The sequence below is a fragment of the Paenibacillus marchantiae genome, assembly GCF_028771845.1.
Classification (GTDB): Bacteria; Bacillota; Bacilli; order Paenibacillales; family Paenibacillaceae; genus Paenibacillus; species Paenibacillus marchantiae.
Genome location: NZ_CP118270.1, coordinates 1,395,417 through 1,419,689, shown reverse-complemented (window position 1 = coordinate 1,419,689; position 24,273 = coordinate 1,395,417). Strand labels below are relative to the sequence as shown.

General features: G+C 48.7%; 17 protein-coding genes. All 17 read right to left on the bottom strand.

Translation table 11 applies throughout. From position 1 onward, the window contains the following. Nucleotides 1–73 precede the first annotated feature (73 nt). A complete protein-coding gene (locus PTQ21_RS06430) occupies nt 74–301 on the bottom strand; it encodes a hypothetical protein (RefSeq protein WP_053782996.1) in 228 nt (75 codons plus the stop codon). Nucleotides 302–419: 118 nt separating this feature from the next. Then, nucleotides 420–1,211 (bottom strand): carbohydrate-binding protein, encoded by a 792-nt coding sequence (locus PTQ21_RS06425; protein ID WP_274569200.1) that lies wholly within the window; start codon nt 1,209–1,211, stop codon nt 420–422. A 214-nt stretch (nt 1,212–1,425) separates the two neighbouring features. After that, nucleotides 1,426–2,298: a sugar phosphate isomerase/epimerase family protein gene (locus PTQ21_RS06420; RefSeq protein ID WP_063566455.1), complete on the bottom strand. Its 873-nt coding sequence runs from the start codon at nt 2,296–2,298 to the stop codon at nt 1,426–1,428. Nucleotides 2,299–2,310: 12 nt separating this feature from the next. After that, nucleotides 2,311–3,186, bottom strand: a complete 876-nt coding sequence (locus tag PTQ21_RS06415) for a sugar phosphate isomerase/epimerase family protein (protein WP_063566456.1) — start codon at nt 3,184–3,186, stop codon at nt 2,311–2,313. 139 nt (nt 3,187–3,325) lie between these two features. Beyond that, nucleotides 3,326–6,427 carry an alpha-mannosidase gene (locus PTQ21_RS06410; RefSeq protein ID WP_274569198.1) on the bottom strand — a complete coding sequence of 1,034 codons (3,102 nt, stop codon included), beginning with the start codon at nt 6,425–6,427 and terminating at the stop codon, nt 3,326–3,328. Nucleotides 6,428–6,429: 2 nt separating this feature from the next. Further along, nucleotides 6,430–8,736: a glycoside hydrolase family 3 N-terminal domain-containing protein gene (locus PTQ21_RS06405; RefSeq protein ID WP_274569196.1), complete on the bottom strand. Its 2,307-nt coding sequence runs from the start codon at nt 8,734–8,736 to the stop codon at nt 6,430–6,432. Between the two features lie 44 nt (nt 8,737–8,780). Continuing rightward, nucleotides 8,781–11,003 (bottom strand): helix-turn-helix domain-containing protein, encoded by a 2,223-nt coding sequence (locus PTQ21_RS06400; protein ID WP_274569195.1) that lies wholly within the window; start codon nt 11,001–11,003, stop codon nt 8,781–8,783. A 196-nt stretch (nt 11,004–11,199) separates the two neighbouring features. Then, nucleotides 11,200–12,837, bottom strand: a complete 1,638-nt coding sequence (locus PTQ21_RS06395; protein WP_274569193.1) for a type 2 periplasmic-binding domain-containing protein — start codon at nt 12,835–12,837, stop codon at nt 11,200–11,202. Nucleotides 12,838–12,972: 135 nt separating this feature from the next. Beyond that, nucleotides 12,973–13,881: a carbohydrate ABC transporter permease gene (locus PTQ21_RS06390; RefSeq protein ID WP_231952803.1), complete on the bottom strand. Its 909-nt coding sequence runs from the start codon at nt 13,879–13,881 to the stop codon at nt 12,973–12,975. A 15-nt stretch (nt 13,882–13,896) separates the two neighbouring features. After that, nucleotides 13,897–14,877, bottom strand: a complete 981-nt coding sequence (locus PTQ21_RS06385) for an ABC transporter permease (protein ID WP_090811484.1) — start codon at nt 14,875–14,877, stop codon at nt 13,897–13,899. Nucleotides 14,878–15,190: 313 nt separating this feature from the next. Continuing rightward, complete coding sequence (locus PTQ21_RS06380; protein ID WP_274569190.1) at nt 15,191–16,603, bottom strand: alpha-L-fucosidase; 1,413 nt, start codon at nt 16,601–16,603, stop codon at nt 15,191–15,193. 298 nt (nt 16,604–16,901) lie between these two features. After that, entirely contained in the window at nt 16,902–17,960 is a 1,059-nt protein-coding gene (locus PTQ21_RS06375) for a Gfo/Idh/MocA family protein (protein ID WP_063566462.1), read from the bottom strand. 259 nt (nt 17,961–18,219) lie between these two features. After that, nucleotides 18,220–19,086, bottom strand: a complete 867-nt coding sequence (locus PTQ21_RS06370) for a sugar phosphate isomerase/epimerase family protein (RefSeq protein WP_274569189.1) — start codon at nt 19,084–19,086, stop codon at nt 18,220–18,222. A 142-nt stretch (nt 19,087–19,228) separates the two neighbouring features. After that, the gene (locus PTQ21_RS06365) at nt 19,229–20,617 is read right to left on the bottom strand and encodes an alpha-L-fucosidase (protein ID WP_274570456.1); all 1,389 of its coding nucleotides are present in this window, start codon (nt 20,615–20,617) and stop codon (nt 19,229–19,231) included. Nucleotides 20,618–20,787: 170 nt separating this feature from the next. Further along, nucleotides 20,788–20,958 carry a hypothetical protein gene (locus PTQ21_RS06360; protein ID WP_161490621.1) on the bottom strand — a complete coding sequence of 57 codons (171 nt, stop codon included), beginning with the start codon at nt 20,956–20,958 and terminating at the stop codon, nt 20,788–20,790. A gap of 186 nt (nt 20,959–21,144) precedes the next feature. Beyond that, entirely contained in the window at nt 21,145–21,333 is a 189-nt protein-coding gene (locus tag PTQ21_RS06355; protein ID WP_024629467.1) for a hypothetical protein, read from the bottom strand. Between the two features lie 101 nt (nt 21,334–21,434). After that, entirely contained in the window at nt 21,435–24,221 is a 2,787-nt protein-coding gene (locus PTQ21_RS06350) for a glycoside hydrolase family 3 C-terminal domain-containing protein (protein WP_274569186.1), read from the bottom strand. Nucleotides 24,222–24,273 lie beyond the last annotated feature (52 nt).

Below are 24,273 nucleotides of genomic sequence, written 5' to 3'. Positions count from 1 at the left end.
TTCCTCCTATCTCCAAAAAAAAACCACTCTCCCGAATCCTGTCGGTAAAATGGCTGCGGTCGATCCTATGAGGTTAGCGCGTTTTTACGATGCTATCTATTTCACTTTTCAACAAGAGGTATCGGTGAACACTTCTCATGATCGGGACCTTAGTTAGTTTATTCTTGTCTACATAAAGTTTCATCTGATCTTTGGTCAGACCGAGCAAACTCCCTGCTTCAGATACCGTCAATACAACCTCGGGATTCGTAGCATTAAACGTTTTTTTCACTTTCTGGTTCCAGTCCTCGAATACCTGCATAGATCAGTGATCTCCCCTATCCATAGCCAGTCATTTTCCAGGCTGAATAGATCTATTATACCATACTTGTGATGATCGTAACTTAATCCTTATCGAGAACCAATTAATGTTAATGAATTTAGGCTTCGCGACCAAACACCTCGAACTGACTTAATGCCGGGAATGGAGAGGGATCTGACGAATTGATCAGTTCGCTTAACGTTACCCATTCCACGTCCTTCGACTGAATTGCGATCGTTTGTGGTTTATGAGTTTGGATCAAACTGGCCTGCTCGGAGCTGCCATCGGAAAAGGTAAGAGTAACCCGCTCCCAGAAATTATCGTGGGGAAAATCTGCACGCAAGGTCAGGACTACTTTGTCGATAGACACCGTACGTCCAAAGTTGACTGTAATGGCAGCATCATCCCGCTGGTTGATCCCCCAAGATTCGTAAGGCCACTCGCCATGTGAATCATTGGCGCTGTTGCCATTAATGGCGTTACGTGCTGCAAATACGGACTCTCCACGGGTTTCCACGTTGGCGGAGGCATGGGGAAAACAGCTTTCGTTTCCATGCTGATCATAAGGATTCAGCGCTACATTTTTATATGCCTCAATCTCTTCACGTGTAGCCAACCGAGCATGTAGAACATGCTTGTCACCCTTAAATGACTTTGGTGAATAGGACACTCGTTTCTCGTCAAAAGGAATGGCATAACGATACTCCTCACCTGTAAAATAAACGAAAGCCGGGTTCATGGAATCCTCCAGCTGGATGATCAGATATACGTTTACATCAGAGCTTCTTAGAACGATGCTGTCCCCTGATCCATAAGCCTGTCTGTACACAAGATTTACTTGTTCACTGTCCGTCCGCGTTTCGAGCACCACACCGTCCGCATTTTGAATTTCGAGCGATAAGTTCGTCATCTACATTCTCCATTTCTATTAATATTATTTATAATTATCTTGATTAGAAAATATGAAAGCGCTTCGCTTTATTATACTTTATCATAATCACGGGACTGGGCATCCCTGAATAATGACTTATTTAACACAAAGACGAGTATATTTTCCAACATAAGAAGTGCAAAAAGAGCCACTTCTTTAAAGTGGCCCCACAATGTAAAACTAAATGATTGCCCTAAGCCTCTTCCCAGAAGCGGCGCAGGTTGCTCATGGCGATTTTGGAAGCAGATTTGCATTCCTCCATGCCCTCAAACTCAATCGTAATGTTACCATCATAACCGGAGTCTTTGATCAGCCTCACAATTTTGCGAATTGGAATATCCCCTTGCCCAACAATGGCACCGCGCAGGAAGTTGCCGTAAGCGGTTGTGAACCATTCCCCTTCACCCGGATGCTCATCATAAGGGCGGAAATAAAAGTCCTTGAAGTGGACCAGAGAAGCGTACGGCAGATTTTTCATGACCCCGATAATCGGATTCTCATCCACGCACATGAAGTTGCCGATATCGAGTGTCGTTTTGAAGTTGGGACGATCTACGGCATGAAGCACACGCTGCACACGATCACTGGCCTGCACACTGAAGCCATGATTCTCAATGGTTGTTGTAATGCCAAACTGTGCAGCATAATCAGCAATGATCTGGCTTCCCTTCACCATCAGCGGCAAATTTTCCTCAAACCAGGCAATGGTCATTTTCTCCTTAGGCAAAGTAAACGCCGTTACGTCATGACGCATATGCTTTACACCCATCCGGTGTACAACATCGACATGTCTTTTGACCCGAGCTATCTCTTCTTCAAAAGCTTCTTCCGTCTCCTGCACGAAATTCGCAGGCATCGAATAGTTGGACAGCTCAATACCCGCAGAAGCAGCCCGCTCCCGAATGGCGTCGGCGAGATCAGGATTGTCCTCCACGGTATAGCCATACGGAACCATCTCCATATGCTCGCCACCATTTGCGGCAATCCAGTCGATGATATCCAGAACCGTCATTTCACCCGAATTCAGATCGTTCAACAAGCTATACGTACTCAGGCCCACTTTCATCTGCTCAGCTCCCTATCGGTATTGTTGGATAAATTTAACCGCTTTGCGAATGTCCTGTTCCGGCTGGTCGCCTACCTCGCGTTCAATCGTCAGATAACCTTTGTAGCCAATATCCCGAAGGGCTGCAAAGTATGCGTCAAAATCCACACTGCCCTCGCCCAGCGGTACCTCACGGAAGAATGTTCCGGAAGAGACCATTTCGGCAATTTTCTCATGATCCATAGGCGCATATCCTACTGCACCGTATACGTCCCTCGGGTCTACTTCCTTCAGGCGCACACCATCTTTCACATGGGTATGCACAATATAATCCTTGAGCAGATGAACACCTCGTGCAGGGTCATCTCCGGTAACCATCACCATGTTCGCCGGGTCAAAGTTCACTGAAACCCCGTTAGTCGACAGGGTATCCAGAAACCCTTTCAGGTCTGCTGCCGTTTCCGGTCCCGTCTCAATCGCGAAGTAGGCTCCTGCGCTTTTGGCATATTGACCCAGTTCTTCACATGCGGCATGCAGTGTGGCATACACTTCGGAGGAAGGATCGTGCGGAACAATACCGATATGTGTTGTGACGATATTCGTACCTAGATCCAGAGCAAGATCTACAATGCGCTTGGACTTCTCTACTTTCCACGGATTATCTTCCTTGACCTGGAACCCGTGACCGCCCAAATCGCCGACCAGGGCAGAAATTTCAAGACCAAGAGAATCGATATAACTTCTTAACTCCTTACGAGCTGTCGGAGAGAGGTTCTCAGGGTCCATCTCTCCATGGACTGCATAGATCTGTACGCCTTCTGCACCTACATCCTTCGCTTTGCTTAATCCTTCACGTACACCTACACCGAAGCTATCCACGATCACGCCAATCTTGTTTGTTAATTTCATGCCATACCCTCCCGTTAAATCGGTATTTGATTTTTCATTCCTGGTGAGCCTTCATGATGGACGGAATGCTCTATACAATTTTCGACCCCTACCCGGTCACTCCTTTTTCTCCGATCATTTCTTATCCGGTTTCCTGAAACTAATCTGCTGAGACCAACTTCACGGTTTGAATTTCATATGGCTTGAACGTCAGCTCAAACTTCCCTTCATGACAAGCTAGTGGCATGATTTCATCCTCCAACAGATTGACTACAGACGTCTGTATACGCGCGTCAGCCCATTGAATCTCAACCGTTTCTCTTCCACCAGATGACTCATAGAAACGAAGTACCGTTCCCGTACCGTCTTCGGAAGCCTTAATCGTATCCAGAATGACATGTTCACTATGGAAATGAACCCAGCTGTGCTCTGCTGGCAATGTGCCAGAGTGTCGCTCACTCGCAACAACCCGAACCGGGTGGTTTAGTTCCATCGCACGTCGCACCACCCCCGCTTCCCGCCAATCTCCCTGATGCGGCAGCAGAGAATAAGTGAATTCATGCTCACCCTGGTCTGCATGTTCATCCGGCCATTTAGGGGCACGCAGTAGAGAAAGACGGATCGTCTGATCCTTGATGTCATATCCATATTTACAATCGTTCAGCAGGCTTACACCACTATTGCCCTCTGAGATATCCGCCCAGCGGTGACCACACACTTCAAACTGGGCCTGCTCCCAGCTGGTGTTGTTATGGGTTGGCCGCTCCAGCGCACCAAACGGAATTTCATAGGCAGCTTTCGCTGATACCAAATCAACGGGAAAAGCCACTTTAAGCAGCTTATGGCTCTCCGCCCAGTTCACCTTTGTCTTGAAATCAACACGTCGCTGATGACGATACAGGATAATATCCTGGTGAATCTCCGACTCGTTTAACTTCCAGTGAAACCGAAGGATATCCTGCGTTACTCCACGCTGTATTACTTCTTTGGAGATCAGCTCTGCCACTCCTGCTCGCTGCGATTCAAACCGCGGATCAATATCCCAAGCATCCCAATACGTTGGCCTGTCATGGAAAAACTGTAACTCATTCGCTTTATCGCCCGGCTTCAGCCACTCCCGTTGCATGGATTTGTCATACCATCTGGTGATCTCTCCTACATCGTTAAATTCAAGCGTGTAAAAGTCCGTTTCCCAGACAGAAGGGAAAGATTCATCCTGCTTCAATGCAGGAAGATTGGCTTCCGGTTCATGGCGTAGCCATAACGTTGTATATCCAAAGGCCGGAATAGATCGGACATAGACTGACAAGGTCAGTGCGTCTCCATTTGCCTCCAGGTCACTCGGCAGACGATTACCCTGATGGTCAAACGCTGCTATACCGCTCAGTTTCTCGTCGCCTGTAATCGTAACGACTTCTCCCCGCTCCCAGCCCAGACTATTAAATACAACATAGGACAGACCGTCGAAGCCATCTGTCGCAATGCGGTCCTCAATACGGCCAAGAGTACCATCCATAGCCGATGTCCCCAGAGCGAATACTTTCGTATACTCTTCCATAGATGTTACGTATACTTCGGGAATGGACGTGCCCGGGATAATATCATGGAATTGATTCAGCATAATCAGCTTCCAGCCTTCATCCAGATCACTTTTCGACTGAGCTGCTTCAACTCCGGCAAACTGCCCCCAGATTTCCGCTTCCCGATACAACACCTCCGCTTTGCGATTGTTCCGTTTGTTGCGCGCATGGGTTGTATAGGTTCCACGGTGCAGTTCCAGATATAAGTCGCCATGCCATTTGGGCAGCTTAGGATTGTTGTTCGAAATTTCTTCGAAAAACGCGCCTGCTGTACTGAAATTGCTGATGGGCTGCCCAACCATGAAATGGGATCGCTCTGCGAACGCAACCATTTCATTCGTTACCCCGCCTCCACCATCGCCATGCCCATACAGCAGCATTTGCTCGGGGTGTACATCCTTCTGCTTGTAGGATTGCCAGTGCTCATCGACATCCTTGGGCCGGGTATGTTCATTCACTCCATGATTGAGATACGCAAGCACCGAGGTGCCGTCAATGCCCACCCAGTGGAACAGATCATACGGGAAAACGTTGGTATCATTCCAATTGAGCTTGGTGGTCATAAAATAAGGAATATCAGCCAGCTTGAGCAGTTGTGGCAGCGAAGCACAGTAGCCAAACGTGTCAGGAAGCCACTCGATGTTTGAACGCTTGCCGAACTCCTCCTGATAAAAGTTCTGCCCGTATAAGATCTGCCGCACCAGCGACTCGCCACTCGGAATGTTCAGATCAGGCTCTACCCACATGCCACCAACTAGTTCCCAGCGGCCTTCGGCAATTCGGGCTTTGATTCGTTCGTACAGCTCTGGATAGTGCTCTTTCACGAATGCATACAGCTGTGGTTGACTCTGCGAATACACGAACTCCGGATACTCATCCATCAAAGTACACATCGTGGAGAAGGTGCGGCTGGACTTGCGCACGGTCTCACGCACAGGCCACAGCCAGGCAATATCGATATGGGACTGCCCAACCAGATGCATGAATCCGTCCCGGTCCTCTTCCGGGTCTTCCTCCTGCACCGACTGTGCGAGCCATTCTTCCCAATGCTGCACCCACGCCGCTTCACTCCAGCGCTCCGGCTCGTTGTACATCTTATCCATCACCTGATGAATATCCCGAATAAGACGGGTGCGCTTTAAGTCTTTCTCCGGCAATGCTCTGAGTGATTCTGCAAGTACCGTAATGCTATACATTAGACTCTGTAAAGACGAATTAACACGAACCAAAGCGGCTCGGATACCCTGAATTGGCGGCTGGATGACCGCCTGTCGATTCAAGGGGTCATGTGGTTCCGGTATGGGATCATATAGCTCAATCTCCAGCAAAGGCGTAGTTCCCACACGGCTCTTCGGTAACGGTACATACCCATGATTGCGGTCCAGTCCGTGATAAGGCATGCCATTTACCCTTAGCAGCCCTTCACCCCCGGCCTCGAAGATCAATCCGACCACATCTTCCTCCCAATTAGCCGGAATCTCTACGGTTTTGCTCAGAAAATAAGTCGTTCCATGGTTGCTATGGAGCGGATTCAAGCTTTGAACAGCCGCATTCTCCTGTTCATACTCGTATTCGCCAGGACGGATATACTTGGCTTTCTGCATCTGCCACTCTAGAAGTTCAATGGTATCCGTCCATTGCTGCTGAGCCAGATCCTGAATGAATCGCTGAATTCGAATCATACCTACACCCCCACCTTCTGGATGTGTAAACTACAAGCAGCCCAGTCTCTGGAGCTGCTACCAACCATCAGCTTGAATTCACCCGGCTCCAGAACAGGCTGAAGACGGGAGTCGATCAGCTCCAGATGTTCTTTTTGCACAGGGAACGTCACCGTCTGGGTCTGTCCCGGCTCTAGATGAATTTTACGGAAACCCTTCAGCGAAATTTCGGCTCGGGTGACCGAAGCCGATACATCCGTAATATACAGCTGCACCACCTCATTTCCCGCAACCACTCCCGTATTTGTGACCTCTACCTGCACCTCTGCTTCATCGTCTGGTCCGATCACTTCCGGCACAACTCTTACATTCTCGTACTTAAATTCTGTATAACTCAGCCCAAAGCCGAACGGATATTGTGGTACCAGATCGATCTCCAGATATCGCTTACCCCGAGTGCGTTTGGCATTGTAGCTGACCGGAAGCTGACCTACATGCTTGGGAATGGAGACGGTAAGACGACCAGATGGATTCACATCACCGAACAGAATATCTGCAATAGCGTTGCCTCCCTCCTGCCCCGGATACCACGCTTCCACAATGGCATGGGCATGCTCATCAATCCATGATTCAGCAATCGGCCGGCCGTTAATATATACGACAATAACCGGTTTCCCCAGCTTATGTACTTCCTGCACCAGTTCCAATTGAACACCCATCAGGTTCAGAGACGAGCGGTCTATCCCCTCGCCGCACTCCATATCGTTCCATGGATCATCCGTAACAACGGATGCCCCCGTCCGCAGATCAATGGTCCCTTCGCCAAAATCCCGGCTACTTGACCCTCCCATCACCATAATGATGGTGTCTGCTTCTTCAGCACAGGCGAGCGCTTGCGCAAAGCCCTCTCTGGAATCCCCTTTGATCCGGCAGCCTGGTGCGTACAGCACCTTTCCGGTGTCAGCACCAAGCTTGCGCGTAATCCCATCCAGCACCGTAACGATCTGTCCTCTCGGCTGCGGCGAGGTGTAGTCGCCAAGCTGGTTGTAGACGTGGTTCGCATTTGGGCCAATGACCGCCAGTTTTGTACCTGTTTTACCGAGCGGAAGGGTGTTGTCTTCATTTTTGAGTAAAATGATTCCCTCTTGCGCGACTTTTCTCGCCAGCTGAATATGTTCTTCACATCCGATCACCTGCTCTGCAAAGTCAGGATCAACGAAAGGTTGTTCGAATAAGCCCAGTCTGAACTTCATCTCCAGCACCCGCCTTACCGCTGTATCCAGATCCTGCTCTTCAATTAATCCTTGCGACAGGGCCTGCCCGAGATGCTTACGGTACATGTACCCGGACATTCCCATATCCACCCCTGCCTTAAGCGACTGAGCGACGGCCTGCTCCCCGTTCTCCGCGGTGTTGTGTCCATTGACGAGCATCTGAATTGCACCAAAGTCAGTAATGACAAATCCGTCAAACCCCCATTGCTCGCGCAGGAGATCATTCAGCAGATACGAACTCGACGTACAAGGCACACCATCAATCTCGTTATACGCTGTCATGACAGAACATGCTCCGGCTTCCACTGCTTTCTTGAACGGCAGCAGATCCACCTCGTGCAGCTCTCGCAGTCCCATATGCACCGGAGCAGCATTGCGCCCACCCTCCGAGCTGCCATAGGCTGCAAAATGTTTGAGTGTCGCCACAATCGTCCGATTAGAATCGAGCCGGTCACCCTGTAAACCTTTTATCGCTTCAACCGCCAGTTCACCGATCAGGTATGGATCTTCGGCAAAACATTCCTCCGTCCGTCCCCATCTCGGGTCCCGTACGACATCAAGCACAGGAGAATATGTTGCCGCTCCTCCCTGGCTCCGAGTCTCCACAGCAGTCGCTTCACACATCTTGCGGTACAATTCCGTGTTCCAAGCACTTCCTATTGCTAACGGCACCGGGAATACAGTTGCCCCAATGGCCATATGCCCGTGAGAACACTCTTCCCCGAACAAAATGGGAATTCCCAGCCGGGAGTTCTCCATGGCATACCGCTGAATTTCATTAGTGGCAACAGCTCCTTGCCTAGGGGTCAGGCCAGTCTCCAGCGTCACTTCCGTCCAGGGATCAGCACGAAGTGCTCCATACAACGACCCAATCCCGCCCTCTGCGATGTCCTTTTTAAACTCATCTGTAACCTGAACCGTACCATCTGCTTCCTTAACATAAGTCTTCCACCCCATCGGCTGGATCAGCTGTCCTATCTTCTCCTCCGTGGTCATCCGTCCGAGCAGATCTTGGGTCCGCTCCTGAATGGGAAGCGAAACATCTTTATAGTCCATATGCACATTCTCCTTATGAGTTCGGCTTAGTCTGGTGCATGGGCTCACATGGCTTTTCGGTAGTCGCTAGGCGCTACACCCACCACATTCTTGAACGCCCGATTGAAGGAATTGTAATTCGTATACCCAACTTCCTCACTGATCTCCTGAATGGCCTTATCCGTCTCCAGCATGAGCTGCTTCGCCTTCTCAATACGGTGACTAATCAGAAGATCCACGAACTTCTCACCAATTTCGTCCTTAAACAGCTTGCTTAAATATTTCGGATTGATATCAAATAGATCACTTAGATAATTCAGCGACAACTCGGGGTTGTTGTAGTTCTGTTCAATATACTTGCGAATTTCAAGAATATGAGATCGATGTTTTCTGGAGCAATGAAGCGTCTGCATCTCATCAGCCAGCTCACGGAAACCCTCCCAGCACAGCGCGCGTAAATCATCCAACGTCTCCCAACCTTCCAACCTAGGAAGAAGTGGTGTAAATACAGATGCCCATCGCTCCTGATACTCTCGTGGAAGTTCTGCGAACTCCCGGTTATAGTGCTGGAACAGCAATTGGACCGTATTCATAATCTCCTGGCGGGAGAGCACGGATTCATGGATCTGTTCGAACAAGCGATCAAAATGCTTCTCCCACACATCTTCCGAGAGTCGCATCGCCTGCACCAGCAAAGAGATCGTCTTCAGGAACTCATACACATCATTGGTTGAGCTCGGTACCTCCCCGCATGGAATGATCCGATTCATGCCGAGCACAGCCTTGTATTCCAAGGCATGCACCGCCTCCTTCAGCGAAGCTCTCAGACCACGGACATCCACTGCCACTCTTCCAATACCAATGGTTACGGTGAAGTTCAAATACTGCCCAACCCTGTCAAGATAACCGGAGAGCAGTCTCTGCTCGGTTTCCTCACCTTTCTCCATTTCGGGAATCCAGAGTATGGCATACAGACGCTGATCCGATATCCACTCTGCCCACACTTCGGTGCCCTCGTGCCTTGCACTCTCCTGCAGAATGCTGGATAACACGAATTTCAGAAGGGATTGATCCTGATTGTGGTACTCCTCCATGAACCGTGAATACTGATCAATCTCCACCACCATTACAGCCCATCGATCCTCTAACTGCGGGAGCTTGAACCTGCTCATCTCCGCTGTCAGTTCATTTCCAGTAAAGTCCCGCGTACCCTCCAGCAGCTCCTGAAAGAAATATTTCTTCTGCAAAATTAGGTTCTCTTCATGCTCCTCCTGATATTGCTTGGTTTGATCAATCATTCGCTCCAGCGTAGTCTGGATAAAACGGAACTCGTTATCCTTCGTATAACCCGCCCCTGGCTGTTTCTGCGAAGCCACCGTCTCAATCAACGTGACAATCTGCTGGATGGGCTTGTAATTTCTACGTGTCACATAGATCACCCATACCACACCAATCAGGACAACAGCAACGGCAAAAACAAACCAGATATTATAAAATTTCAGGGCAAATTTGACGATCTTGCCATTATTCAGTCCCGTCTGTACCTTCCAGCCGCTGTAGCTGGATGTAAACTCGGAGAATACTTCACCTGAGTCTGTTTTGGGAGAAACCGCTGTAATTCCATCCTGAATTCCTCCGTCCCACAGATTGCCACCCGAGCGATTGAAGATATTCACGAAGGTGAATTCAGGGTCATACATCTGCATGATGGATTTCTGCAAGGTCGGCAGATCGACGTTAACAACCACAAGACCCGTGCCGTTTCCGACACCGCGAATGAGTGTAATGACCTGTTTTCCTTCCTCTGTCGGGAATGCCTTAAAGGATCTCGCCCCCACCCACTTTTGCGTTGCCGCAGCACGACTGTCTTTAATAAACGCTGCATCCGGGAATTCCTCAATCGGCACTGCCTTGCCGTTGCTGAATACCGTATCGTCGTTGTATCTCACCAGATATATGGAATCAATCAGCGGATACTCTATTTTTAATTCATCAATAACCTGGACTGCTTGAATTCCGGCATACACATCCTCGCTTCCGGTTACCGAATAATAATTTTTCAGGTTGGGATTGGTCAAAATATCACGCAGCACCTTGAAGTCAATGGAACGTAGTGAATTGTCCAAATATTGCGTTACCTGTGACGCCAGAAATTCATTGGCCTTGAGTGCTTCTCTCCGGTTCTGTTCATTGAATACCTGAAAGAAGATAATAAACAGGATTGTGGTCACGATAAAAAAAACAGGCAAATACGATAGCAGCAAACGTCTAAACCAACTGTTGTTCATCTCCGAGGCCCCCCACCACTGTTTATACGCATGAGCATTTTGCATAAGTTAGAATGACAACCGCGCCAATCTGGTCGCTAAGTTTCCATAAATATTCAGTAAATTATATCGAATGAAGTGGGGTTGTCAAAAGGAGAAGACCGTCCCGATTCCTGTGTTGGCATCGGGACAGCCTCATTCATGAATCCATTAATCTTTATTGATTCTTCTCAATCGCACGCTGGTAAATCTCAAGGTAATTGCTGAGTCCCAGACCATCAAAACCTTTCACATACGCGTCCCATTCCTTATCAATGCTCTTGCTGCCGATAATGAATTGAGCCATATTGGTCATCACGTAATCCTTGACGGCCGTCGTGAGCTGCGCAGCGGTTTCTGTATCTTCTGGACGGATAAACACGTTCGCAGGATAGATTTCTTTTGGCGCATAAGGTTCATATACATTGGTTGCTTGCGCTAGACGTGTACCGTAACCCTCCGCTTCCAGTGGGTTCTGACCTTCTGCAAAAAGATTCCGGAACGTATTGGACAAGTCATGTGCTCCGATCTGTGACCAACTCTCGTTGACTACAACATTTGGGTCACGCTCAGGCAGGTTGTAGTAGCTGTATTTGGCAGGCTCACCATTGATGTTTTTCTCATCGGCATCCGCCTTCTTCCAGCCTTTGCCTTCGGTCGGCCCGTACTCTGCATATAAAGCGCCTTCTTCACTGAACATATAATCTACAATTTTGATCGCAGCGATCTGTTGTGCTTCGGTCGCTTTATTGGTGATGGCGAACTCGAACTCACCTACGCTTTGCGTAGCACCTGTCGTCTGCACACCATCCGGCCCTTTCAGCGGAGGCACGATGTCCCAGTGCTGGTGGCGGGTGATATCTTTGTCATACGTGTTCACGAGGTAACTGACCAGCGCTGTCGTTATAGAGCCGACCACCTCATCACCTTCCTTGTTACCCAACTGCCCGATTGCCTGATCGTTCTGTGTGAAGGAAGCCGGGTCAATCAGGCCTTCTGCATACAGCTTATGCATGTACTCCAGCCCTTTTTTCCACTCTTCCTTATTCGCTGCAAAATCAACCTTGCCATCATTCACGATCAGATATTTATCGTTGTCATTATAGATAAAGCTGTTCATTAAATAGGCATCGATGTTGCCGTTCCACACGTACTTGTTGGGTGCACCCGTGAGTGGAATCTCATCAGCTTTGCCGTTGCCATTCGGGTCTTGTTCCTTGAACGCCTTCAGAAACGTGTAGAGTTCATCGGTCGTGGTAGGCATTTTGAGACCCAGATTGTCCAGCCACTCGGTGTTAATCCAGTATTTCTGTGCATACGTACAGTGGTAACATTCATTGAAAATCGGCAGAGCGTAGATGTTGCCATCCGGCGCAGTTACCGCTTCTTTGAAGTACGGCTTCTCCTCCATCATCTTGGACAGGTTCGGACCGTACTGCTTGATCAGATCCTGCAGCGGGAGGAACACGCCCTGATTTCCGTACGTTTGAAGGTCTGAGGTCGTGAACTTGCCATGGAGGAACACTTCGGGATAATCCCCACTCGCCAGCAGCAACTGTCTGCGGTCTTGCAGAGCGTCCGTCGGGGCCAGATCCCATTTCAGGGTAACATCGAACTTGTCTTCGATAAATTTGGTGAACTCATTTTCTTCCATGGACGCTTTACCTTGTGGGGCAAAGAAGGTCATCGTTACCGGGCCACCGCTCTCCCCGCTACCGTCGCTCCCTGTACCTGCATCCTCGGATGAACCACATGCGGACAACAAAGCCATCGAAGCAAAGACCAGAAACAACATCGAAATCCAAGATTTTTTCAATCTGACTCCTCCTTTTTGTTGAAAACGGCATAACATTCTGATTGCGTACTCGTGTTAAACCTTATCCCGGAAGCCGGAAGCCGGAGTGTTCCCCCACCTCCTTTCAAGTGGCGTAACGGACGCAGATGACAAAGATCATCCTTTGAGAGAGCCAACCATAACCCCTTTAACAAAGTGCTTCTGCACAAACGGGTACATGATGAGAATGGGAATGCTGGCGACTACGATCAGTGCGTATTTCAGGACCTGCTCGAACCCCTGATCTCTTAGCTGCTGGCTCGTATTGGCCAACATTGCTGGGTCTGCGGCGTTTAGAATTAGCAGATTGCGCAGCACATACTGGAGTGGGAACAGCTTCTCGGAACGAAGATAGATCAGGGCATCAAAGTACGCATTCCAGTGGCCCACCGCATACATCAGGGTCATGACCGCCAGAATCGGCTTTGATAACGGAAGAACTACGCTGATCAAATACCGGATGTCCCGACATCCGTCCATTTCCGCCGCCTCCCCCAGCTCTTCCGGGATGGAAGATTGGAAGAAGGTTCTCGCTACGATAACTTGGAACACTGCGAGCGCCCCTGGCAGCCACATCGCCCAGCGTGTATCCAGCAGATGAAGGTCTTTCATCAAGAGATAGGTTGGAATCAGACCGCCATCAAAGAACATCGTGATCATCATGAAAATAATGATGGCACCCCGTCCGTAAAACGACTTGCGCGATAGCGGATACGCGAGCATGACCGTTAGCGCCACATTGATAAATGTGCCTACAACGGTATAGATGATCGTGTTGTAGAAACCAAGCATGAGCTGCTGGCTTTTGAAAATGGAGATATAGGCCTTGATGTTAAAGTCTACCGGGAACAGCCACACCTGACCGGATGTAACGGCACGTGAGGAGCTGAACGAAGAACTGATGATATACAAGAGCGGGTAAAACACTGTTAGAAGTATGGCGAACAGAAAGATATAGTTGAATGTCATGAAGATACGGTCACCGAGCGGGTCCTTGATCCGGTTACGATTCATCAGGTTGAACATGGATGAGCTCCTCCTTTACCACAAGCTGTTCTGGGATACTTTGCGGGAAATGCCGTTGACGATAACCAGTAGAATCAGGTTGATAACGGAGTTGAACAATCCTACCGCCGAGGAGAAGCTGAAGTTGGCCCCGATCAGACCGACCTTGTACACATACGTGGAGATGACTTCCGATGCACTCGTGTTGAGCGGATTCTGCATTAGATATATTTTTTCAAAGCCCACGCCCATAATGCTGCCCAAGCTAAGAATCAGCATGATGACGGTGACCGGTACGAGCGTTGGAAGATCGATATGCCAAATTTTCCGGAGCCTTGAAGCGCCGTCCATCTTCGCTGCCTCATAGAGGGATGGATCAACCCCAGCGAGAGCCGCGATATAAATGATCGATGAATAGCCCATGCCTTGCCAGACACCCGACCACACATAGATGGATTTGAAGTATTCGGGAATGCCCATAAAGTTGGTCATCGGGAAACCCAGGAAGGTAAATAGCTTGTCTACAACACCCACATGCGGTGACAGCATCAGAATGATAATGGATACCATGACGACTGTGGAGATAAAATGCGGAGCGTACGTGACCATCTGGACGGTCTTTTTAAAGTAACCTGTTCGGATCTCATTCAGCGCAAGCGCCAGCAGGATCGGAATGGGAAATCCGGCGAGTAACGAGTAGAAACTGATCCCAATCGTATTTTTGATCAGCAGCCAGAAGTTCGGGGATTCAAAAAAGGCCTCAAAGTGTTTCAGTCCAACCCATGGGCTGCCCCAGATTCCTTTGACGACACTGAAGTCTTTGAAGGCAATCTGTACACCGACCATTGGAATGTACTTGAAGATCAATAGATACAATACGGGAGGAAGCACCAGTAGATAGAGCTCCCAATGCTTTTTGAGGCTTCTGATAAATGGATGCTGTCGCTTAGGTTCTGCGTAATTCCTTCCTTGCTGGAGCTCCACCAGTGCAGGTATGCTTTCCGTAGCTCGACTCATTCGCGTCACTCCTTCTACACCTTAAGTGTAATAATACATTACATTTACATCCCTTAAACATCCTTTTCTTTGACTCATTTTTCTGTATTAGCGTCATCTGTGTGAAGATTAATGTCAGGTAACGCTTTCTTAAATCGATAGTACCTTGAGCGGTGTTCTTTTATCAATTTGCAATTTTCTCCCACCTCTCCTTATTCCCAAAACCCTTGCCGGACAAGGAAAAATCGTCCTTTAGGATAGGTATATCGCAAAAATCACCAACCCAAAAAATCCCGGGGGACTTTAAAAGTCCCCCGGGATTTGAAGTATAGATTTATTGGTTTGTGAACAATCTGAACGTCAGCGTGATAGGTGCTACTTCTGTAACTACCGCTTGCGGCAACTCTACAGCAAGTCCATCTTCTGTCCGTTGGAATGACAGCACATCATCTGTGCCGACGAGTTCAATTCGCTCCACCTTTTCCATATATGGAATGATTACCTGTGATTGTACTGCCTCGTTCTCGCTTCTGTACAGACGGAAGGCATACGATACGTTGAGATCTTCCTTACGTGTAAAGGCCCACTCTCCTGTGAAGTATGGTCCGCAAATCCGCGTACCATAGATGCCCTCCCCGTGAGTACCGATCCATTCTCCGAGGGCTTTAATGCTTCGCACTGCCCCTTTTGGAAGACGCCCGTCCGGTTGTGGCCCCACATTCAGCGCCAAATTACCGCCCTTGGATACTACCTCAAGCAGAATATGCGCCAGCTGTCTTGCTGATTTATACTGATCATCATATCCAAACGCAAAGGAATTGCCCACCGTGATACAGCTCTCCCAAGGAATATTCATTGGATGCTCCGGGATGGTCTGCTCTGGAGTTACGATATTCTCATACGGTCCACCTACTGTGCGATCTGCTGCGAGGAGCCACGGCTGTGTTGTCTGACGCGCCCGCTCCACCACTTCGCCTAATCGAATATCCTGACCGTGGCGTCCTTCACGTACCCAGCCTGCATCCAGCCACAGACATTCGATTCGTCCGTAGTTGGTCAGCAGTTCCATAATTTGCTCATGCGTGAACTCCACGAATTTCTCCCACAGCCATGGATACGCTTTCGGGTCATAGGATGGTCCACGCCACATATGGCTTCCCCGCTCCATGCCAGGTGTCCAGTAGTATGGCGTATGCCAGTCCGCTTTGGAGAAGTAAGCCGAGATGCCAAGACCCTTGGCACGAAAAGCGTCAAAAAGCGCCCGGCAAATGTCCGCATACTTATGAGTGTGAAAAGGAGTATCCTTGCCCGTGATGCGATAATCGGTGGTATGTGTATCCCACATGCAGAAACCATCATGATGTTTGGTGGTGAACAGGAAATATTTGAACCCGTTATCAGCGGCCATCTGTGCCCACTCTTCAGGCTGAAAGCGAATGGGATTGAAGGTTTTGTTGAGATCAAAGTATTCTTGCTTGAAATGCTCCATGTCGTCAGTCCAGTCGATATCATTGCGCGACCAATCGCCATCCTCATCACTTAGCGCCCAGGACTCCACGAGTCCAAGTTGGGAATAGGGACCCCAATGCATCATCAGCCCCAGCTTCTGATCCTTGAACCACTCCAGACGTTCATTCAGCAACGGATCTTCAGGCTTCACCCATTCCTCTTCTTTGCTAAAGTTATGCACCCCAGCTTCGACGACCTGTTCTTCCTGTTCCAGCACCGTATCTTTGGTTTCGCTCATCCCGTTCATCTCCTTTGGATTGGATGTCATACGCTGAATAAATAGCATTACACTGGACCACTGCGCGGTCAAAACAATCTTCCGATCGCTGTTATCCCCAGATTTTTTCGATTCCCTTTCCTAAGGGGAAAATCCGGGGATAAAGGCGAGCGCTCCGCTTCTTCAGATTCGTTCTGCCCTCTCCGTTATTGTGTAAATATTTCGTTCAACTAAGAAAGACATATTAAGCCCAGTCATTTCGATTGCAGTGCCTCACTACTTCGAGTGGCGTTGCCATTTTCGGATCGCAACACCCTATCTACAGTGAAATTTCGCGTCCTTCTCGTGCGGACTCGTAGATGGCACAGAGGATTTTCATGATTTCAACGCCATCCTCAACGGGGCTTAGCGTCTCTTTGCGCCCTTGGGTACTGTCGATAAAATGATTGACTTCATTACGGAAAGAACCTGCGAAATCAAGGGATTTGAAATCCACCTGTGGCGTCATGTTCAAAATGGTATCGAATTTCTCACCGATCAGTGAAATTTCCGGTTCCAGTTCAGCGCCACCTTTATCGCCATAGAGTCTGACCGAAGTTTCATCCTGCTTCGCGTGCAGTGTGAAGCTTACATCCACCAGCAGGCTTGCCCCGTTCTCGAAACGAATCAACGCATTAGCCATATCCTCCACGGTGTTTTTGTTCGCATCATAATCCGCTGCCTGGTAGAAAGATAGATTACGGATATTGGCACGGTTACCCAATCGATTGGAGACATTCGCGGAGACGGTTTTCACTTTCGGTTTGCCCATTAGGTACCAGGAGATATCAATAATGTGCACGCCAATATCGATCAACGGGCCCCCGCCAGAACGCTCCACATCTGCAAACCATCCACCCGGATTGCCCAAACGCCGCAGACAGGATGCCTTGGCATAGTAGATCTCTCCCAGCTCACCTTCATCAATGAACTTCTTCAGGATCTGCGCATTGTCGCTATAACGGCGTACAAAGCCAACTTGAAGCAGCTTTCCACTGCGATGAACAGCCTTCTCCACTTCCAACGCATCTTCTACCGTCTGACAGAGCGGCTTCTCGCAAAGTACGTTTTTACCCGCATCCAGAGCAGCAATGCTGATCTCGGCATGTGTATCATTCCAGGTACAGATGCTGACCGAATGGATTTCAGGTAGTGCCAGGAGTTCCTTATAATCGGTGAATACATGGGTAGCGTTATATTTTTTCGCCGCTTCCTGGGCACGTGCTTCATTCAGGTCGCATATAGCGTATATTTCAACTTCGGGATTACTGTCATACGCTTGTAAATGAAAATCGGAAATTGAACCTGCACCGATAACGGCAATTTTAAGTTTGGACATGGATTTTCCCTCCATAATAAGTTGAATGATGGTCATATCAGTTGATTCAAAACATATGATAATCGGCTTAACGTAACTACGGTGAATGTTTGGACTTTCGGCCGCTGTTGTCTACAGATTTCTTGTATCAACTGCTCTCAGCAGTTGAAATTCGCAGACAAAGGCGGACGCTACCGCTCCTACAGTTCCAAACTTCACCTCTGTTACTTCAGCCTTACATATAAAAATTGATTCCACTTATATAGTAGTAAGTAGCTGCTTATACTTCCTCCCAGAAGCGGCGGACGTTATCCATCGCGATTCGGGATGCTGTTTTGCAATTTTCCATACCTTCGAATTCTACAGAGATATATCCGTCGTAACCGGACTGCTTCAACACACGGAATACTTCCGGCATGTCGATATCCCCGTGACCCACAATCGCTCCGCGCAGGTAATTGCCGTGTGCGGTCTGGAACCAGCCCTCTCCGGGATTACGGTAGGAAGGTCTCCGATAGAAATCTTTGGCGTGCACCATGGATGCATAAGGAATGTTGTTTTTCACAGCGCTAACCGGGTCTTCATCCACACACAGGAAATTGCCGATATCCAACGTTGTCTTGAAGTTTTCTCGTGCCGTCTCATACACCAACCGCCGGACACGCTCACTGGACTGCACATAGTAACCATGATTCTCCACACTTGTGGTAATGCCGTGACTCGCTGCGTAATCGGCAATTCGCTGACAGGCCTTCACCAGAACAGGCAGATCCGCCTCAAACTGAGCGACAGTGCCCTCCTGTGCAGGACGAAACGCAACATCATGGCGCATTCTCGTAACGCCAAGTGCGGCAGCGACATCCACATGCTTCATGACAGCAGCAATCTCATTTTCAAGTGCATCCGGGCCTTCTCCTGTAACGAAGTTGGCACCTATTGCGTAATTGGAAATATCAATTCCCACGTCTTGCGCAGCCTCTCGAATCTGGTCAATTAATTCCGGTTGGTCGATCAGGCTGTACCCGATCGGAACAATCTCCACATGTTCTCCGCCCTGCTCGGCGATGTAACGGATGGCGTCGGGTACAGTCAGTTCCTTGGCATCCAGTGCCTGTTGTAGACTGTATGTGCTGAGTCCTACTTTCATATCCTCTCATCCTCTCCTGCTGGTGTGTGGCTCTACCTTACATATACCTTTTTCCATAAGATCATACAATTACCAATAATCGTTTGCTACTCTATTTTCCATGGGATGAATCCAAAATCGGCTTATCTACAAATGTTACGGCTCAATCGCCAGCTTCATGCACCTCTTGTTTGCTCAGATATACACCCAGCCAGGACAACGTTGGATACCATCTGGATTCATGAATGGTCAGACGAATAGTTCTGGCGGTAAAAGGTTCGAAACTACAGATTCGTTTGTGACCAACAATCGTGCCGCGATACAGCTCCTGCCAATCCCCACCCTCACCCTTTGCCTCCAGCGTAAACCGCTCAATTCGTTGGCCTGAACGGATATGCTCCATGAGAACAACTCGGTCGAACCGCTTTTCCTCCGGCAGCTCTACTTCCAGCCAAGCCAGTTCAGTTCCTTCAGATGGGCACCAGAACATATCCGATTCTTCACACAATACCTGGGTAGCGGCATGTACTCCATCCATGGTATCCGATGCCTGAATTCTCGCCCCAACAGCCTGACTTTGTCGATAAGTACTGCGCAAAAAGTCTCCGAGCTGCTGCAGCCGCTCAATATCCTGTTCGTGAATAAGGCCGCGTCGATCTGGTGGAAGGTTTAGTAGAAAATTGGCGTTGCCGCCAACCGCTCCATCATAGATGCCAAGCAGTTCCTCCAGCGATTTGACTTGATCGTCCTCGCTTGCATGATAGAACCAACCCGGACGGATGGATGTATTCACTTCTGCGGGATACCAGATGAGCTTGCCCTCATGCTGCCGGATCACTTCCCGACTCCCCAAATCGGCATCCTGTGTATTAATTCTGCTGGCAAACTCACCATCATCCACCTGCTGCGATTGCTCCTGGATCTTCTCATTATCTTGCAAGTAGGCAGGTACGACGCTCCATTCCGAAGTCCGGGTATGACCTGCCTCATTGCCGCACCAGCGAACATCCGGTCCACATACCGAGATTACAGCCTCTGGCTGCAACTCCCGGATCAGCGCATAATAGGAATCCCAATCGTAGACCTGCCTTTTCCCATTCGGCCCCTCTCCGCAAGCTCCGTCGAACCACACGCAGAAAATTTCACCATATTGGGTTAACAGCTCACGCAGCTGATTTTCGAAAAATTCGTTGTATCGCTCTGAATCTCCGTAGGATGCTTCATGACGGTCCCAAGGAGACAGATAGATACCGAACTTCAACCCGCCTTCACGGCAGGCATCGGCAACTTCTTTCACCAGATCACCCGCACCATTTCGCCAAGGGCTGGCGGCTACCGTATGTTTCGTGTACTGGCTTGGCCACAAACAAAACCCGTCGTGATGCTTGCATGTGAGAATTAATCCGGTCATACCGGCAGATTTGCACGCCTGAACCCATTGCCGGGCACTCAGATGAGAAGGGTTAAAGATATCGGGATCTTCATTTCCCGTTCCCCACTCCTGATCTGTAAACGTATTCATGGTAAAATGAATAAATGCATAGAACTCCATCTCCTGCCATTTCAGCTGACGTTCTGATGGCACGACCTGTGCTGCTGCCTTCACCCAATCGGTTGTATTTACTGGATTCCTCTCCTCTCATGCCGGTTCTCTGTCCGCTTTCCGTCAAATGCCATAAAGGACCGACAGAGCACAGCATCTCCAGCGGTCCTTAATTATGTTCATCTGTCGTTGAAAGTCAGCTGCCTGATTGCAATTCGATCCCTGTGCCACGAAGACTCTACCAATCTCAGCGGAACGATCCACGAACCCTCCTGCTGTCCCCACATCCTGCTCACCACATCCATTGCCTTTTCATGCTTGCCTGCAAACCATGCCGCCATAACCTTCATGAATGGGTCTCCTTTCGGAAAATGATGGGTTAGCCATTGGAGTAATCACATTTGTTATTTTCGTTATCATAAAAATGTTATTGTTTTATTCATAAACAGTCTAAGACGTTATGAATGAAACGTCAATACACAAAAAAGACACCCCTAAGGGTGCCTCTCTCTTGATCGATATCGAATATTATATGTTCATTTTCGCTTTGCCTTTGTCATTCGATTAAACATGATCAGTGCAGCAATCAACATGGCAACAATTGCGATATTACTTGCTGCATCATGCGACATGCCGAACAGAACGCCCAGATTGGTAACCAGGCCTCTGACAATCAGCGCAACCGCAATTAGCAGAATGGGGCTCCAAAAATTATACCTTCTCATCCTTCGCAACACTCCTGACCAGATTGTTCAGAAATTCCGGATCTCATAACACAATCATAACAGTCGTCATGTTCAGTTACAACAGATCAGACGATCCTGCGTTACACTTGTTTGAATTCGATCCAGTCGATCTGCAGACCCGGTTTGGTGAAGTCCAGCTTCAATTCGTACAAGCCTGCTTCCAGCTCCACTTTGACAAGTTTCTGTCTGATCCACTTACCTTCAGTACCATTGGTTTGAATGGTCGTCATCAATTGATCATTGAGAATCACATTACATGCACTTTGAGCCAGTTCCGGCTCAGGAGACATAATCTGTACAATAATCCGATATTGACCTGCTTCATCCACTTTCATGTAGACAGGTTCGCCCACAACGGGTTTGACCTGTGCATTATCAGCCAGCGCTTGTGCCTGCTCTGAGGAAAGTGAAGCATTCGCTTGGAATGAAGCGACATTCTCTACAATCTCATGTTTTCTGGAGAAGACAGGTGCATTCATGATGAACTCACAAATATTCATAGCCGAGCGCTGAAGCTCTCCGCGTGTCAACGTCCCATTTTCCAGAGATTCGATCGTGTTATCATCCCAGCCGTTGATTTCTGCGCCATAGTTAGGTACAACCATGTACAGATCGTTTTGAGCGCGAACCATCCAGTTGGTGTTTTTCCGATCTGCTGGTCCACCTTCAACGCCATCGTTCATAATAGCCCACCAGTCGGTCATCACGATACCTTGGAAGCCCCACTCCCCACGAAGAATGGTCGTGTTCAGATCGTAGTTCGAAGCCGCCCAATGTCCATTAATCGGATTGTAGGAGGTCATGATCGAGTTCGCACCGCCTTCTTTCACGGCAATCTCGAACCCTTTCAGATAGATCTCACGCAATGCACGTTCAGATACAACAGCATCCACTTTACTGCGATGTTTCTCCTGATTGTTGCAGGCGAAATGTTTCAGTGTAGCATTAGAGCCACCCTTCATGATTCCTTTTGTGCAAGCAGCAGCAAATACACCAGAAATCAACGGATCTTCTGAGAAATACTCAAAGTTACGTCCATTCATCGGACTCCGGCGAATATTCAATCCAGGCCCGAGCAATGCATCCACCTGATTTCTCAGCAATTCCTGACCTTCCATCACATACAGCTCTTCGACGAGTTCTGCATTCCATGTTGCGGCCAGCAAAGTTCCAATGGAAACTTGTGTAGCCTTCTCCCCGCTATCCATACGAATACCGGATGGACCATCTGCAGTACATGCAACAGGGATTCCGTAATTGAACAGACTGTCACTCACGCCGCCAAATGCGGAAGCTGTACCCGATGTAACGAGCGGGCTGCTCATACCTTCGCCTCTTACAATGGCTGCCAGATCCTGATCACTCAGTTGGGCAATAAATGCTTCCAGGCTGACTTTGCCATCCTTCACATCTCTCAGCTTGTAGCCCTGATTGCCCGTTTGCTCCAGCGTTTGCGGTAAGCATTGTTCAATTCGTTCAGCCATGGATACTTGGCGCGTCGGTACATCTGCAAAAATCAGCTCGTAAGATCCGTCTTCTTTGCGCGCTCCCGGCTTCATTCTCGTAAAGCCTTCAGTCGGTGCCATTGCCTCCTGGAGCTGTTCCACGAGTTGAATCGTTTCTACGACGTAGCCATCTTGGCCATCAATGCTGACATGCTCCACATTTTTGACACTGGTTCCTACGTACAAACGATATGTTCCTGGCTCAAGTACATACGCCGATGCATGTCCTGTTACGCCAGCATCATCATAGGAAGCCATGGAATCCACAGGGAAGCTCACGGTCAGGCGCTGAGACTCACCCGGCTGAAGCAGATTCGTTTTGCCGAATGCCACCAGAGCTTTTGCAGGTTTCCCTAATTGACCTTGTGGGGCTTCATAATAGATCTGCACTACTTCTTTACCGGCATAGGTCGTGCCCGTATTGGTTACGGTTACATTCACCTTAATGCTATTTTCTCCGTCTTGGGAGATCAATTTTGCGTCTTCTGCCTTGGTTGTGAACGTGGTATAGGACAAGCCGTATCCAAATTCAAATTGTACTTTTTCAGGTCGAAACGTTTCGAAATAACGGTAGCCTACGTAGATATCTTCTTGATAAAGGTTCTTAAACTCATTCCCGTAATTGCTTGTGGAAGGATAATCTTCAATGGAATACGCAATCGTATCGGTCAATTTACCACTTGGTGTAACGTCTCCGGCCAGTACATCGGCGATCGCATTACCACCCTCCATACCGCCATGCCACGAGTAAATGACACTTTGGATCGGATGAACGTAACTTTCATCATTCAACCAGCTCATGTCCATGATGTTCGATACATTCAACACGACGATCGTTTGTTCAAAATGATTCGTGACCTGCTTCAGCATCGCTTTCTCATCTTCCGTCAACCGGTAGCTGCCTGGTGCATCCACATTATCCTGATCTTCGCCTGCTGTTCGTCCAATCACCACGATTGCTTTGCTGGATTTACTTCTGGCTTGGGATACCACTTCATCCGTTAAAGGCATTTCTTTCTGATTCCAAGGCTCTGCTGCCCATACTTTTCCACCGTCATCAAACGGGTTTTCTTCAATCCATTTTTCATAGACAGCTGCCAATTCTTCATTAACTGTAAGTCCTTTTTTGCTACGCAGACCATCCAGCAAATTGGTTGTATACGCCACATGAACGCTGCCGCCTGAGCCTGTACCACTGCGATAATAGTTGACTTGAATCCGTCCAAACACTGAAACGTTTTCGTCTTTACGAATCGGAAGAGCCTGTCCTTCATTCTTCAAAAGCACTGCGCCTTCAGCGGCAACCGTGCGGCTAAACTCTGCAAACCCTTCCAATGGAACTCCGATTTGATGTGTGCTCAATGATTTCCCTCCTGATTGTCATCTCCATACCCACGAATCACTATATATATTC